We start from the raw sequence: 13,455 nt of genomic DNA, 5'->3' as shown, positions 1-13,455 counted from the left end.
TGTCATGTCCATAGCGCGTGCGTGATGTGCGCGAGGTGCGGCGAGAATCGTTTCTGCACCCTCACGAAAGGAGACGATCATGGAGATGGCCGCCGGGGCGGGCACCGGAGCGGGCACTGGAACGGGTGCCGGAACGGCCGCTGGAACGGCTGCCTGGCTGACCGTGCTGACCACGACCGACGCCCCCGAGAAGGCGGAGGCGCTCGCACGCGGCGCGGTCGAGGCGCGGGCCGCGGCCTGCGCGCAGATCACCGGGCCGGTGACCACCGTCTACCGGTGGAAAGGGGCGGTGGAGACCGCGAGCGAGTGGCAGGTGCTGTTCAAGACGACGGGTGCGCGGTACGACGCGCTGGAGGCGTATCTCCTCGCGGCGCACGACTACGACACCCCCGAGATCATCGCGACGCCCGTCGTCCGGGGGAGCGCGGACTATCTGCGCTGGGTCGAGGAGGAGACCGTGGAAGGAGAGAGCGTGGAGGAGGAGACCGTGGAAGGGGGGACCGGCGAGTGACCGTCCCCTTCTTCGTCTACGGAACCCTGCGTCCCGGCGGGCACAACCACGACCTGTTCCTCCGCGGCCGCACGGAGTCGGAGGAGCCCGGCCGGATGCGGGGAGCCGTGCTGTACGAAGGGCCCGGATATCCGTACGCCGTCGAGGAGCCCGGAGGTGTCGTGCGCGGGGAGTTGGTCACCGCGCTCCCGGAGGCGTACGGGCAGTTGCTCGGTGCGCTGGACCGGCTGGAGGAGTACGTGCCGGGCGACCCTCGCAACCTGTACGAGCGGGTGGCGCGGGAGGTGACCCGCGCGGACGGCACGGCCGTACGGGCCTGGGTGTACGTGGCCGCTCCCGCCGTCGCCGCGCGGCTGCGGGCCGGCGGGACGCTCGTTGAGGGCGGGGACTGGCACGTCCGTCGTTGAGGGCGGGGACTGGCAAGTCCGTCGTTGAGGGCACCGGGCGCACCTGTCATCACGGAGCCCACTCGTGCGGGTGGCGAGTCCGCGTGACTCCGCGCGCCCCCGCGGTCGCGCCCCGGGCCGCCCCTAGGGTCCCGCCATGACCGACAGCCACATCACCCGGCGCCGTCTCCTCGCACTGGGCGGCGCGGGTGCGGGGGCCGCTCTGGGACTCGGGATCAACTCGTGCTCGTCGAGGCCAACGAACACCTCGAAACCACCGAACACCTCGAACATTCCGAAACCACCGAACACCTCGTCCGCTACACGGTGAGCCGCGTCAGCAGCACCGACGGAGCCTCCGGCAACGTCACCCGCAGCGCCGACCCGTCCCAGGCCACCGGCCCCGCCGACCCGTGCAGTACGTCGACCCGCACCTCCCGCCCCGTCAAGTGCGCCGCAGGCAGGGCGACTTCGGGATCGTCGCCCGCTCTGCGCCACACCAGCACATACGTGGTGTCGAGGAACGGCACCCGCATCCCCAGCGCCACCCACGCGTCCCGCCACCCGGGCAGCCCCAGCGGCCAGAACGGCACCGACCGGCACAGATCGCCCCGGACGGCCTTGTACGTCACCAACGCCTCTCGCACGAGGCCGAGTTGGTGCGGCGTCATGCGGTCCAGACGCCCGGAGAGATGAACCCGCCCCAGCAGCGCCGAGCCGAGGGTGAAGGCGATCTCCTCGTCCGTGAACTCCGGTTGCGGGTACGCCCACACGGCACCCTGCTCGGGCGGCACCGCGGTCGGCGCGGCGGCCGCGATGGGCGGGTAGCGCAGGGGGTCCTGCTGGTCGGAGGTGGACTGGAGCTGGGCCACCGCCAACGACGCGCCGTCCATGCGCAGCCCGCCCGAACCGCAGTTCTCGACGACCAGACCCGGGTGGCGGTCCAGGACGGCCGACAGCCAGGAGAGCCAGGCGCGCGTGTGGTCGAGGAGCCCGGGCGCGGAAGTGGTGATGTTGTAGTCGAGCTTGAGATAGCCCACGCCCCACTCGCCGACGAGCCGGTCGACCGTCCGGTCGAGGTGCGCGCGGGCGGCCGGATGCGTCAGGTCCAGCTGGTGGCGGCCCTGTTCGGTGACGCGCACACCGCCTCCGTGGCGCAGGAAGGCCTCGTCCGGCAGCTCGGTGGCGAGCGGACTGCGGACGCCGACCACCTCCGGCTCCAGCCACAGCCCCGGCACCATCCCGCGCTCCCGGATCCGGCCGAGCACGGCGTGGAGGCCGTCCGGGCCGGGGAAGCGCCGCGCCGACGGCAGCCAGGCGCCGACACTGTCCCACCAGCCCCCGCCGCCGTCCCCGCCCGTGTCTCCGTCCCCGCCCCCGCCCGTGTCCCCCTCCGCATCTCCGTCCCCGTCCCCGTCCTCGTCGTCGTACCACCCGGCGTCGACGCAGAAGTACTCCGCGCCCGCCGCGGCCGCCGCGTCGATCAGCGGCAGCAGCTTCTCGGTGGTCGGGTCGCCCATGAGGGTGTTCATGTAGTCGTTGAAGACGACGGGGAGCCGGTCGTGGTCGGGGTGCGGGCGGCGGATCCGGCGGCGGTAGTCGGTCAGCGCGGTGAGTGCCCCGTCGAAGCCGTCGCCGAGCGCGAGGGCCGCGTACTCGGAGACGAACTCCGCGCCGGGGGACAGGACCTGATGCCATTGGTGGTCGTCGGCGGTCGGACCGCTCAGGGAGAGGTACGTGTGGTGGTCCGCCTCGCCCGCCTCCCACAGCCAGCTCGCGGCGGACTCGATCTGCCAGAGCCAGCAGCGCCCGTCGGTGCGGTCGGTGAGCGCGCCCATCGCCAGATGCCCGTCGGTGGGCCAGCTCCCGCGCCCGGCCAGCCGCACCCCGGCCCGCCCGTCGTGCCCGTGGAACGCCCGGCCCACGTCGGGTAAGGACTCCCGCAACTCCTCGGTGTACCAACGGCATTCGGCGAGCCAGTCGTTGCGTGCCCGGTGCACGTCGAGTACGTCGGGCGAGGGCAGCGCGCCCAGCAGCAGACTGCTCACCGAGCGCACGGTGACGGGTGTGTCACCGTCGTTGCGGATCCGGACGCGGGCGCGCAGCACCGGTACCGCGTCCGGTGAGGAGTACTCGACGAAGACGGTCAGACCGCCCCGTCTGTCCTGGAGTTGGACGGTGAGGTGGTGCCAGCCGTCGCCGTACGCCGCGTGGTGGGCGCGGTGGGTCAGGCGCTGCCCGAGCGCCGTACCGGTGAAGCGCGGACCGGACCAGCCGGTGCCCTGCCCGAGGAGGGTCACGTCGACGAGCGGCAGCGCGGCCCCGGCGGCCTCGGCGGCGCATTTGGGCTCCGGTTCGCCGGGCACGGTCAGCCGGACCAGGCGGGGTGTGCGGCGGTCCAGATCGAAGTCGGCGGTGAGTGCGGAATGGCCCCAGCGATAGCTGAACTCCTGCGTCACGCGGCCATGCTAGTGCCGGGGGCACCTGCCAACAGGCGTGTTCCCAGGAGCCGTTCACTGTTTCGAGTCATGGCGCCTACTGGCTACTGGCGGTTCAGGGAGCGTGTGACGCCCGCCGCGATCGTCGTGGCCAGGATCCAGCCGACGGCGATCAGCAGATACGAGAGCCACTGGTACCAGCCGCGCGGCGCGAAGGCCGTCTCCTGACCGAAGTCGACGAGGGGCAGCAGCAGGTCGAGGGTGTAGAAGACCGGGTTGAAGCCGGGCGCCTCGGCGGGCTTCAGGGCGGGCGGATGGTGCAGTGTGAAGGCGGTGGCGCCGGTGCACAGCAGCAACAGCAGCCAGCCCGCCGCGCGCATCGGCCGGTAGCCGTAGCCGACGGCCACGTCCTGGAGCCGGCCCCAGAACCTGGCGTAGCGGGGGAGGGTGCGGCGGTGCCGGCGGAGTTTGGCCAGCTGGACGGTGCGCGCGGCGGCGTCGTCGCCCGCTGTGCGGTAGGCGGCGGCCAACTGCTCGTAGGCGTAGGGAAGATAGCCGCCCTCCTCGCGTTCCAGCAGCGGCAGTCGCTGCTCGGCGGGCAGATGCGGGGCGAGGGTGCGGTAGCCGAGGCCGTCGATCCGGACGCGGTCGGGCCACACCCCCGGAGGCACGTGCAGAAGGTCCAGCTGGGAGCGGCGCAGGTTCACGGTGCCCACGATCGGCGCGGCCTCGCGCAGCCACAGCTCGCCGATGACACAGCTGCTGGCGCGCAGGGCCGGACCCCCGGGGTTGGACAGCCGGGCGTAGGCCAGATTCAGCTGGTGGGGAATCCTCGACCCGCTCAGGTTGACCCGGCCCCGCGCGCGCAGCCGCACGGCCCGCAGGTCGGTGCCGACCGACAGGGTCTCGGCGTGCAGGGCGGTCTCGCCCGCAGGTACGCGCAGATCGGCGTCGTCGAGGTTCACCTGACCGCCGACCGTGGCCCCGTTCAGCCGTACCTGGCCGTGCGCGAGGAGGCCGACGGCCCACAGGTCGGTGCCGATGGCCGCGTGGTTGAGCTGGAGAACCGGTTCCGCGGACGTCTCCGTGTCCGGGGTGTCCAGTGCCGCCGGGCGGCCCAGCCGCGCCCCGTTGACGAACACGGCGCCGGAGATCTTCGCGCCCTGGAGCCGTATCGGCCCGCTGACCCGGCAGCAGCTGAGCCGCAGCACCCCGTCGACGCGCAGGTTGCCGGCCTTGAGCCCGGGGAGCACCGAGTCGCTCAGTACCAGGGCGCGCAGCTGCGCCCCGTACAGCTTCAGAGGCTGCTCGAAGTGGCAGAACCGCAGCTGCACGGCCTGTTCGACCGTCCCGTACACGAGATCCAGCTGTCCGGTGATGCGCGCGCCGGTGAGCTTCAGGCCGGCTATCTCGCCGTCGTGCGCCGGTCCGTCGATCAGCAGCGCCCGCAGCACCTCGGCGCGCACGGTCCGCTCGGGGCCCCAGGAGGCGCCGGCCGCGGGGTCGTCGGCGGGGTTCCCGCCGGAGTCGGCGCAGGAGGCGGAGGCGGGTTCCTCGCGGAAGTCGACGCCCTCGCCGAGCGGAAAGGCCTCCCAGACACGGCGTTCCGCGGGCGTCAGACCGGCGGGATCGATGACCGCCCTCACTTCCGCGCCGCCGCGAGGGCCCGCGCGACCCCCGGCTCCTTGGGCCCCAGGAACTGCGGATCGGGCTTGAACACCGCGTCCAGCAGGGCCTTCCCGGCCGCGAACACCTCGCGGGTGCCCCCGTAGTACCAGGTGACGTCGTGGGTGGCGTCGACTCCGATGCCGTACGACCGCACGCCCGCCGCCCGGCACAGCGCGACGGCCCGCCGGATGTGGAAGTTCTGGCTGATCAGCACGGCCTCGTGGACGCCGAAGATCTTCCGGGCCCGCACACAGGAGTCCCAGGTGTCGAACCCGGCGTAGTCGCTGACGATCCGCCGGTCCGGCACCCCACGCTTCGTCAGATAGGCCCGCATCGCGTCCGGTTCGTCGTAGTCCTTGCGGCTGTTGTCCCCGGTGACGAGCACGGCCTCGATCCGCCCGGCCCGGTACAGCTTCGCCGCCGCGTCCAGCCGGTGCGCGAGGTATGGGGACGGCTCGCCGTTCCACAGGCCGGCCCCGAACACCACCGCGACCTCGGTGCGCGGCGCGTCGGCCGTCGTACGCAGCCCGTCGGCCGTGCTCACGTACAGCCAGGTCACCGGAAGCAGCGCCAGCACGCACAGCAGCATGACCGTCTGCACGGCCCGCCGCTGCCCGGCGCGGGTGCGCGGCAGGCGGGGCAGCCGCGGTCTGAGGATCCTCGGGTGCGGCAGGCGCGGCATGGTTGTTCGTCCCCCCGGTGGCGTCCGATCACGTCGGTGTTCGACAGATGGGGACGCAGCGTAAGCCCGTTCGGTTCGCCCGGATGCCGTGACCGGGTTCACCCGGCGTCGCGGAAGCGCAGGTGGGAGGTGCTCACACCGCCATCGCACCGGGCCGTGAACCGCCGGAAAACACCTGACACGCCTGTGCAACCGCGCCGCAACCTCGTACCGTCACCATCGGTCCATGACGGCGTCGAACCCCTCTCACGACGAGTCCAGAACCCTCCCCCACTCTCGGTTTCGCCCGAGTGCGGGTACCCCCACCGGCGGGCCCCCGCTCGGTGGCGCCCACCTCGACAGTACGGCGCAACTCATGAACGCGATCACCAGCCAGCTCGGCAGTCAGCTCAGCCTCGTGTCGCTGAACGGGGCCCGCCGTCCCGCGCCGCCGCCGCTCGTCCTCGTCGCGCACGGCAGCCGCGACCCGCGCGCGCTGAGCACCGTACGCACCCTGATCGAGCGCGTCCGCGAGCTGCGCCCGCACCTGTCCGTGCACCTCGGCCACATCGAGCTGAACGAACCGCTGCTGGCCGACACACTCGCCTCCCTCGCCGCCGAGGACGGTGCCGGCGGGGCCGACGGTGCCGTCCTCGTGCCGCTGCTGCTCAGCCGCGGCTACCACGTCAAGCGGGACATCCCCGCGGCCGCGGCCGCCGTACCGGGACTGCGGGCCCGTATCGCCGCCCCGCTCGGCCCGCACCCCCTGCTCGTCGAGACGCTGTACGCGCGGCTCGTCGAGGCCGGCTGGCGGACCGGGATGAGCGACGCGGCGCGGCGCGCCGGCGGGGTCGTGCTCGCCGCCGCGGGCTCGCGCGACCCGGAGTCGATCATCGACACCCGCCGCACCGCCCAGCTGCTGGCCGAACGCCTCGGCGTGCCCGTCGTCCCCGCGTACGCCTCCGCCGCCGCGCCCACCGTCGCCGCCGCCGTGCGGGCCCTGGCCGCGCGTGGCCGCCACCGCATCGCCGTCGCCTCCTACTTCACCGCGCCCGGCCGCTTCGCCACCGAGTGCGCCGCGGCCGCCCCCTGGATCGCCGCCGCCCCGCTGGGCGCCCACGCCGCGATGGCCCGCCTGATCCTGCACCGCTACGACCAGGCCGTGGCGACCCCGGCCACCACGGAGCAGACACTGGCGGCAGTCTGAAACGAGGGCAACGGCAGCGCCCCAAAGGGGCGCGGGGAACTGCGCGACAAGCCACAATGATCCCGCACCCGCCCGAAAACAGCACCCGGCAGACGCGCAGGCGCCCCGCAACGCCCTGATTGTCACTGTCGACGCTTACTGTCGAAGCATGGACGGCACCGCACCCCTCTCCGACGAGTACGACCCGACGTCAGTCGAGCGCTGGGCCGTAGAGCCCGACAAACGTCCAGGCCGCACCGCCTTCCAGCGCGACCGCGCACGCGTGCTGCACTCCTCCGCGCTGCGCCGCCTCGCGGGCAAGACCCAGGTCGTCACCCCCGGCACGCGCAGTCAGGCCTGGGATGCCAGCGCCCGCACCCGCCTCACCCACTCCCTGGAGTGCGCCCAGGTCGGCCGCGAGCTCGGCGCCGCCCTCGGCTGCGACCCCGACCTCGTCGAGGCGGCCTGCCTCTCCCACGACCTCGGCCACCCGCCCTTCGGACACAACGGCGAACAGGCGCTGAACGAGTTCGCGGAGGACTGCGGCGGCTTCGAGGGCAACGCGCAGTCGCTGCGCCTCCTGACCAGGATCGAACCCAAGCGCTTCGTCCACTCGCAGGAGACGGGCGAACTCGTCAGCGTGGGACTGAACCTCACCCGCGCCGCCCTCGACGCCGCCACCAAGTACCCCTGGCCGCGCGGCGCCCACCCCGCCGACCCCGCCTCACCGAAGTTCGGGGCCTACGAGGACGACCGGCCGGTCTTCGACTGGGCCCGCAAGGGCGCCCCCGGCACCCGTACGTGCTTCGAGGCCCAGGTCATGGACTGGTCCGACGACGTGGCGTACTCGGTGCACGACGTCGAGGACGGTCTGCACGCCGGCCACATCGACCCCAACTGCCTGCACGCCGAGCCGGAACGCGAGGAGATCTTCAAGGTCGCCATCGGCCGTTACGTGCCCGCGGACACCGACCCGGCCGAGCTCTCCGAGGCCCTCGACCGGCTCCTGGAACAGGAGTGGTGGCCGCACGGGTACGACGGATCGGCCGTCGCGCAGGCCCGGTTGAAGGACGCCACCAGCCAGCTCATCGGCCGCTTCTGCCTGGCCGCCGAGGGCGCCACCCGCGCGCGGTACGGCACCGGCCGGCTCACCCGGTACGCGGCGGAGCTGGTCGTCCCGCGCGCCGCCCGCCACGAGTGCGCCGTCCTCAAGGCCGTCGCCGACCGGTACGTCATGCAGCGCGCCGAGCAGGAGCGGCTGCGCGCCGATCAGCGGATCGTCGTCGCCGAGCTGGCCGAGGCGCTCACCACCCGTGCCCCGGACGGTCTTGACCCGCAGTTCCGTGCGCTGTTCGACGAGGCAGGGGACGATCGTGCGCGCAAGCGGGTGATCGTCGACCAGATTGCCTCGCTCACCGACGCCTCGGCACGTTCACTGCATCTCAGGCTCACCATGCGCCCCACAGGCGGCGGCGGAGTGTGACCCTGCGTGGCCTGATCGGGCCACTCCCTCTTCCCGCATCACGCTGCGTGCGGGACGCTCGCCTGGCGACAACGTTACGAGGAGGCATCAAGTGGTCGACGCGGATCAGACATTCGTCATCGTCGGAGGAGGCCTGGCCGGCGCCAAGGCGGCCGAGACGCTCCGAGCGGAGGGTTTCACCGGCCGCGTGATACTGATCTGCGACGAACGTGACCACCCTTACGAGCGCCCGCCGCTCTCCAAGGGCTATCTGCTCGGCAAGGAGGAGCGGGACAGCGTCTTCGTGCACGAACCCGCCTGGTACGCGCAGAACGACGTGGAGCTGCACCTCGGCCAGACCGTCGACGCCATCGACCGCACGGCGAAGACCGTCCGCTTCGGCGACGACGGCACCCTCGTCCACTACGACAAGCTGCTCCTCGCGACCGGCGCCGAGCCGCGCCGCCTCGACATCCCCGGGACGGATCTCGCGGGCGTCCACCATCTGCGCCGCCTCGCCCACGCCGAACGGCTCAAGGGCGTCCTGGCCGCGCTCGGCCGTGACAACGGCCACATCGTGATCGCGGGCGGGGGCTGGATCGGCCTGGAGGTCGCGGCGGCGGCCCGCGAGTACGGTGCCGAGGTCACCGTCGTCGAGCACAACCAGACCCCGCTGCACGCGGTCCTCGGCCCCGAGCTCGGCCAGCTCTTCGCCGAGCTGCACCGCGAGCACGGCGTCCGCTTCCACTTCGGGGCCCGGCTCACCGAGATCGTCGGCCAGGACGGCATGGTCCTGGCCGCCCGCACCGACGACGGTGAGGAGCACCCGGCCCACGACGTACTCGCGGCCATCGGGGCGGCGCCGCGCATCGGTCTCGCCGAGGCCGCGGGTCTGGAGATCGCCGACCGCGCGCACGGCGGCGGTATCGCGGTCGACGACCGCCTGCGCACCTCCGACCCCGACATCTACGCCGCCGGTGACGTCGCCTCCTTCCCGCACGCCCTCTTCGACACCCGGCTGCGCGTCGAACACTGGGCCAACGCCCTCAACGGCGGACCGGCGGCGGCCCGCGCGATGCTGGGCCGCGAGACGACGTACGACCGCGTGCCCTATTTCTTCTCCGACCAGTACGACGTGGGGCTCGAGTACTCGGGCTGGGCGCCCCCGGGGTCGTACGACGAAGTGGTGATCCGGGGCGACGCGGGCAAGCGCCAGTTCATCGCCTTCTGGATGAAGGACGGGCGGGTGCTGGCCGGGATGAACGTGAATGTGTGGGACGTCACGGAATCCATCCAGCGGCTGGTCCGGTCCCGGGCCCAGGTGGACACCGAGGCACTCGCCGACCCGCACGTCCCGCTGGACAGCCTGGTCCCCTGACACCGGGGCGTTCGCCTCGCCCCAGGAGTGTCGGTCCGGCCCCGTAGAATCACCTCGTGGCTGGAAGGATCAACGACGAGGACGTGAAGGCGGTTCGGGACGCGGTCCCGATCGACGCCGTCGTGTCCGAGTACCTCCAGCTGCGCAACGCGGGCGGCGGAAACCTCAAGGGTCTGTGCCCCTTCCACGACGAGAAGTCCCCGTCCTTCCAGGTCAGCCCGAGCAAGGGTCTCTTCCACTGCTTCGGCTGCCAGGAAGGCGGCGACACCATCACGTTCGTGATGAAGGTCGACCACCTCACCTTCTCCGAGGCCGTCGAGCGCCTCGCCGGGCAGGCCGGCATCACCCTGCGCTACGAGGAAGGCGGCTACAACCCCTCCCACCAGCGCGGTGAGCGGATCCGCCTGGTCGAGGCGCACAAGTTCGCCGCCCAGTACTACGTGGAGCAGCTCGACATCAGCCCCGAGGCCGACGCGGGCCGCAAGTTCCTCGCCGAACGCGGGTTCGACCAGGCCGCCGCCGCGCACTTCGGCGTCGGCTACAGCCCCCAGGGCTGGGACCACCTCACCCGCCACCTGCGCGGCAAGGGCTTCACCGACAAGGAGCTGCTTCTCTCCGGCCTCTCCCAGGAGGGCCGCCGAGGCCCCATCGACCGCTTCCGCGGCCGCCTGATGTGGCCGATCCGCGACATCGGCGGCGAGGTCGTCGGCTTCGGCGCGCGCAAACTGTACGAGGCGGACAACGGCCCGAAGTACCTGAACACGCCCGACACCGCGATCTACCGGAAGTCCCAGGTCCTCTACGGCATCGACCTCGCCAAGAAGGACATCGCCAAGGCCAGCCGCGCGGTCGTCGTCGAGGGCTACACCGACGTCATGGCCTGCCACCTGGCCGGCATCACCACCGCGATCGCGACCTGCGGCACCGCGTTCGGCAGCGACCACATCAAGATCCTCAGACGCCTCCTGATGGACAACGGCTCGGCCCGCGTGATCTTCACCTTCGACGGCGACTCGGCGGGCCAGAAGGCCGCCCTGCGCGCCTTCGAGGACGACCAGAAGTTCGCCGCCGAGACGTACATCGCCATCGCGCCGGACGGCATGGACCCCTGCGACCTGCGCCTCGCCAAGGGCGACGAGGCGGTCGCCGACCTCGTCGAACCCCGCACGCCCCTCTTCGAGTTCGCCCTGCGCCAGATCATCCTGCGCTACGACCTGGAGACCCCGGCGGGTCGCGCGGCGGCCCTGGACGAGGCGGCGCCCATCGTCGCCCGCATCAAGAACAGCGGCGCCCAGCACGAGGTCGCCGTGCAGCTCGCCGGCATGCTCGGCATCCTGGACACCCAGTTCGTGGTCAAGCGGGTGGCCCAGCTGGCCCGTTGGGCCCGCGACCGCGGCGGCAAGGGCCCCGCCCCCGCCGACGGGCAGCGCTCCCAGCAGGCGTACGCCGCCGTCCGGACGTCCACGGGCGGCCCGGCGCTCAACCTCCGCAACCCCGTCTACGCCACCGAGCGCGAGCTGCTCAAGCTCGCCCTCCAGCGGCCCGAGCTGGTCTCCCCGGCCTTCGACGCCTACGGGATCGACGAGTTCACCGCCGCGCCCTACGCCGCCGTACGCCTGGCGATCATGGAGTCGGGCGGCGCCGAGTTCGGCACGCAGGACCCCCAGGAGTATCTGGTCCGGGTCCGCGAGGCCGCCCCGGACGACGTGGTCCGTTCCATGGTCACCGAGCTGGCCGTCGAGGCGATCATGCGCAAGACCGTCGACGAGACCTACGCGGGCGACCAGCTCGTCATGGTCCGCCGCCGTGCCGTCGAGCGCCGCGTCGTGGACGTCCAGGGCGCCCTGGCCCGCGCCAGCGCCCACGGCGACCCGGCCCAGCTGGCGGCCGTGCAGAACGAGTTGTGGGTGCTCCAGCAGTACGGACAGGCGCTGCGCGAACGGGGCGCGGAGGCGCTCTGAGGCCGCCCTGCCCGGTCCGAGGCCCGGGCTGCCCGGATGGGCCCGGCGCACATGCCAATCCCGTACGCCGTTCAATCGGTTTCGCGCGCGCTGAACTGCGCACTCGGAGGGCACGGTAACCACCGGGTCACGGACCGGACGCAAAAAGTCACCGCACGCCCCTCGTGGCGGCGATGTGTCGTACTCCACACTGGGTTCCGGTGCCTGAGTCCTCGGAGCGCGGCCGACCCGCACGCGACGGGTTTCCGATTCCCGCGGTTCCGCCAAACGACTACGGGATGGACAGCGGCGAGGCCGTCGACCCCATCCCCGACGTACCGCTGCCGCACGCCTCAGCAGCGACATTCCTGGAGGTCGCCCCCGTGCAGACCCAGACCCTCACACAGACCGACAACCTCACGGACGCGGATACGGACGCCGAGCCCGACGTCGTCACGGCGGTGCCCCCGCAGCGGGGTGCCGCGCACCACCCCGAGACGGAGCCGGACGGGCCGGCGGCGGACGCCGTCGAGGCCGAGGCCGAGGCCGAGCCCGTGGAGGTCGAAACCGAGGCCGAGGTCCCGGAGCCCGTCGAACTGCCCCGGGGACGCAGTACGGACACCGGAGGCCCCTCCTCGGACCTGTTCCGCCAGTACCTGCGCGAGATCGGCCGCATTCCGCTGCTCACCGCGGCGGAGGAGGTCGAACTCGCCCGTCGCGTCGAGGCCGGACTCTTCGCCGAGGAGAAGCTCCGCCTCACCCCCGACCTGGACAGTCAGCTCGCCCTCGACCTCGACAAGCTCGTCGTCATGGGCCGCATGGCCAAGCGCCGCCTCATCGAGGCGAACCTGCGCCTCGTCGTCTCGGTCGCGAAACGCTATGTGGGCCGCGGGCTCACCATGCTCGACCTGGTCCAGGAGGGGAACCTCGGTCTGATCAGGGCGGTGGAGAAGTTCGACTACGCCCGTGGGTACAAGTTCTCGACGTACGCGACCTGGTGGATCCGGCAGGCCATGTCGCGGGCGCTGGCCGATCAGGCCCGTACGATCCGGGTCCCCGTCCACGTGGTCGAGTTGATCAACCGGGTCGTGCGGGTCCAGCGGCGGATGCTGCAGGAGCGCGGCTACGAACCGACGCCGGACGAGGTCGCCGCGCACCTCGACCTTCCCGGTGAGCGGGTGAGTGAGGTGCTGCGTCTTGCCCAGGAGCCGGTGTCGTTGCACGCGCCGGTGGGGGAGGAGGACGACGTGGCGCTCGGCGACCTGATCGAGGACGGTGACGCGACGTCGCCGGTGGAGTCCGCCGCGTTCCTGCTCCTGCGGGAACACCTGGAAGCGGTGCTCTCCACGCTCGGTGAGCGTGAACGCAAGGTTGTCCAGCTCCGGTACGGGCTCGCCGACGGCCGCCCCCGCACGCTCGAGGAAATAGGCCGCATCTTCGGCGTCACCCGCGAGCGCATCCGCCAGATCGAGTCCAAAACCCTCAACAAACTGAGGGACCACGCCTTCGCGGACCAACTCCGCGGCTACCTGGACTGACCCGACGTCTCTCGCCCCCGCCGCCCCTACCCGTCCCATCCTCCTGGGGCTCTGCCCCAGCCCCCGTGGGGTGGTCTTTCGGCTGCGGGTGGGTGGGGGCTGGTCGCGCAGTTCCCCGCGCCCCCAGGGCGGGGCTTCGCCCCGCTTCCCCCGGCCGCCCGGTTTGTTCGGCTGCGGGCCGGTGGGGGCTGGTCGCGCAGTTCCCCGCGCCCCTAAAGGCTTTCAGCCTGTCCGGCGTTTGAGGACGAGGCCGTTCAGGCCGATGCGGGGGTCTGGGGGCGGCAGCC

At 72.3% G+C, this 13,455-nt stretch carries 10 protein-coding genes; 7 read left to right on the top strand and 3 right to left on the bottom strand.

Annotation, left to right across the window (positions count from 1 at the left end; translation table 11 throughout):
- Window positions 1–157: 157 nt before the first annotated feature.
- Entirely contained in the window at window positions 158–511 is a 354-nt protein-coding gene (cutA, locus tag AQJ27_RS18365) for a divalent-cation tolerance protein CutA (RefSeq protein ID WP_067370557.1), read from the top strand.
- Window positions 508–918: a gamma-glutamylcyclotransferase family protein gene (locus AQJ27_RS18360; RefSeq protein WP_067369716.1), complete on the top strand. Its 411-nt coding sequence runs from the start codon at window positions 508–510 to the stop codon at window positions 916–918. Before cutA ends, AQJ27_RS18360 begins: the two co-directional genes overlap by 4 nt.
- A 299-nt stretch (window positions 919–1,217) precedes the next feature.
- On the opposite strand, the gene AQJ27_RS18355 is transcribed toward AQJ27_RS18360, so the two are convergent.
- The 3 genes from AQJ27_RS18355 to AQJ27_RS18345 all read right to left on the bottom strand — a co-directional run bounded on the left by AQJ27_RS18355 (window position 1,218) and on the right by AQJ27_RS18345 (window position 5,685).
- Window positions 1,218–3,356: an alpha-galactosidase gene (locus AQJ27_RS18355; RefSeq protein WP_067369713.1), complete on the bottom strand. Its 2,139-nt coding sequence runs from the start codon at window positions 3,354–3,356 to the stop codon at window positions 1,218–1,220.
- Window positions 3,357–3,439: 83 nt separating this feature from the next.
- Window positions 3,440–4,969 (bottom strand): membrane-associated oxidoreductase, encoded by a 1,530-nt coding sequence (locus tag AQJ27_RS18350; protein WP_067370554.1) that lies wholly within the window; start codon window positions 4,967–4,969, stop codon window positions 3,440–3,442.
- A gap of 8 nt (window positions 4,970–4,977) precedes the next feature.
- Entirely contained in the window at window positions 4,978–5,685 is a 708-nt protein-coding gene (locus AQJ27_RS18345) for a SanA/YdcF family protein (protein ID WP_067369710.1), read from the bottom strand.
- Window positions 5,686–6,040: 355 nt separating this feature from the next.
- On the opposite strand from AQJ27_RS18345, the gene AQJ27_RS18340 reads away from it, so the two are divergent.
- The 5 genes from AQJ27_RS18340 (at window position 6,041) to AQJ27_RS18320 (ending at window position 13,168) form a co-directional block, all read left to right on the top strand.
- On the top strand, window positions 6,041–6,871 hold the full coding sequence (locus tag AQJ27_RS18340; protein WP_067369707.1) for a sirohydrochlorin chelatase: 831 nt from the start codon (window positions 6,041–6,043) through the stop codon (window positions 6,869–6,871).
- A gap of 148 nt (window positions 6,872–7,019) precedes the next feature.
- Window positions 7,020–8,333, top strand: a complete 1,314-nt coding sequence (locus tag AQJ27_RS18335; RefSeq protein ID WP_067369704.1) for a deoxyguanosinetriphosphate triphosphohydrolase — start codon at window positions 7,020–7,022, stop codon at window positions 8,331–8,333.
- 91 nt (window positions 8,334–8,424) lie between these two features.
- The gene (locus tag AQJ27_RS18330; RefSeq protein WP_067369701.1) at window positions 8,425–9,690 is read left to right on the top strand and encodes an NAD(P)/FAD-dependent oxidoreductase; all 1,266 of its coding nucleotides are present in this window, start codon (window positions 8,425–8,427) and stop codon (window positions 9,688–9,690) included.
- A 56-nt stretch (window positions 9,691–9,746) separates the two neighbouring features.
- The gene (gene dnaG, locus AQJ27_RS18325) at window positions 9,747–11,651 is read left to right on the top strand and encodes a DNA primase (RefSeq protein ID WP_067369698.1); all 1,905 of its coding nucleotides are present in this window, start codon (window positions 9,747–9,749) and stop codon (window positions 11,649–11,651) included.
- Window positions 11,652–11,851: 200 nt separating this feature from the next.
- Complete coding sequence (locus AQJ27_RS18320) at window positions 11,852–13,168, top strand: RNA polymerase sigma factor (protein ID WP_067369693.1); 1,317 nt, start codon at window positions 11,852–11,854, stop codon at window positions 13,166–13,168.
- The last annotated feature ends 287 nt before the right edge of the window (window positions 13,169–13,455 follow it).

Source organism: Streptomyces olivochromogenes, assembly GCF_001514115.1.
GTDB classification, from domain to species: domain Bacteria; phylum Actinomycetota; class Actinomycetes; order Streptomycetales; family Streptomycetaceae; genus Streptomyces; species Streptomyces olivochromogenes.
The sequence above is the reverse complement of the archived record's forward strand: the minus strand, read 5'-3'. Positions and strand labels throughout refer to the sequence as shown.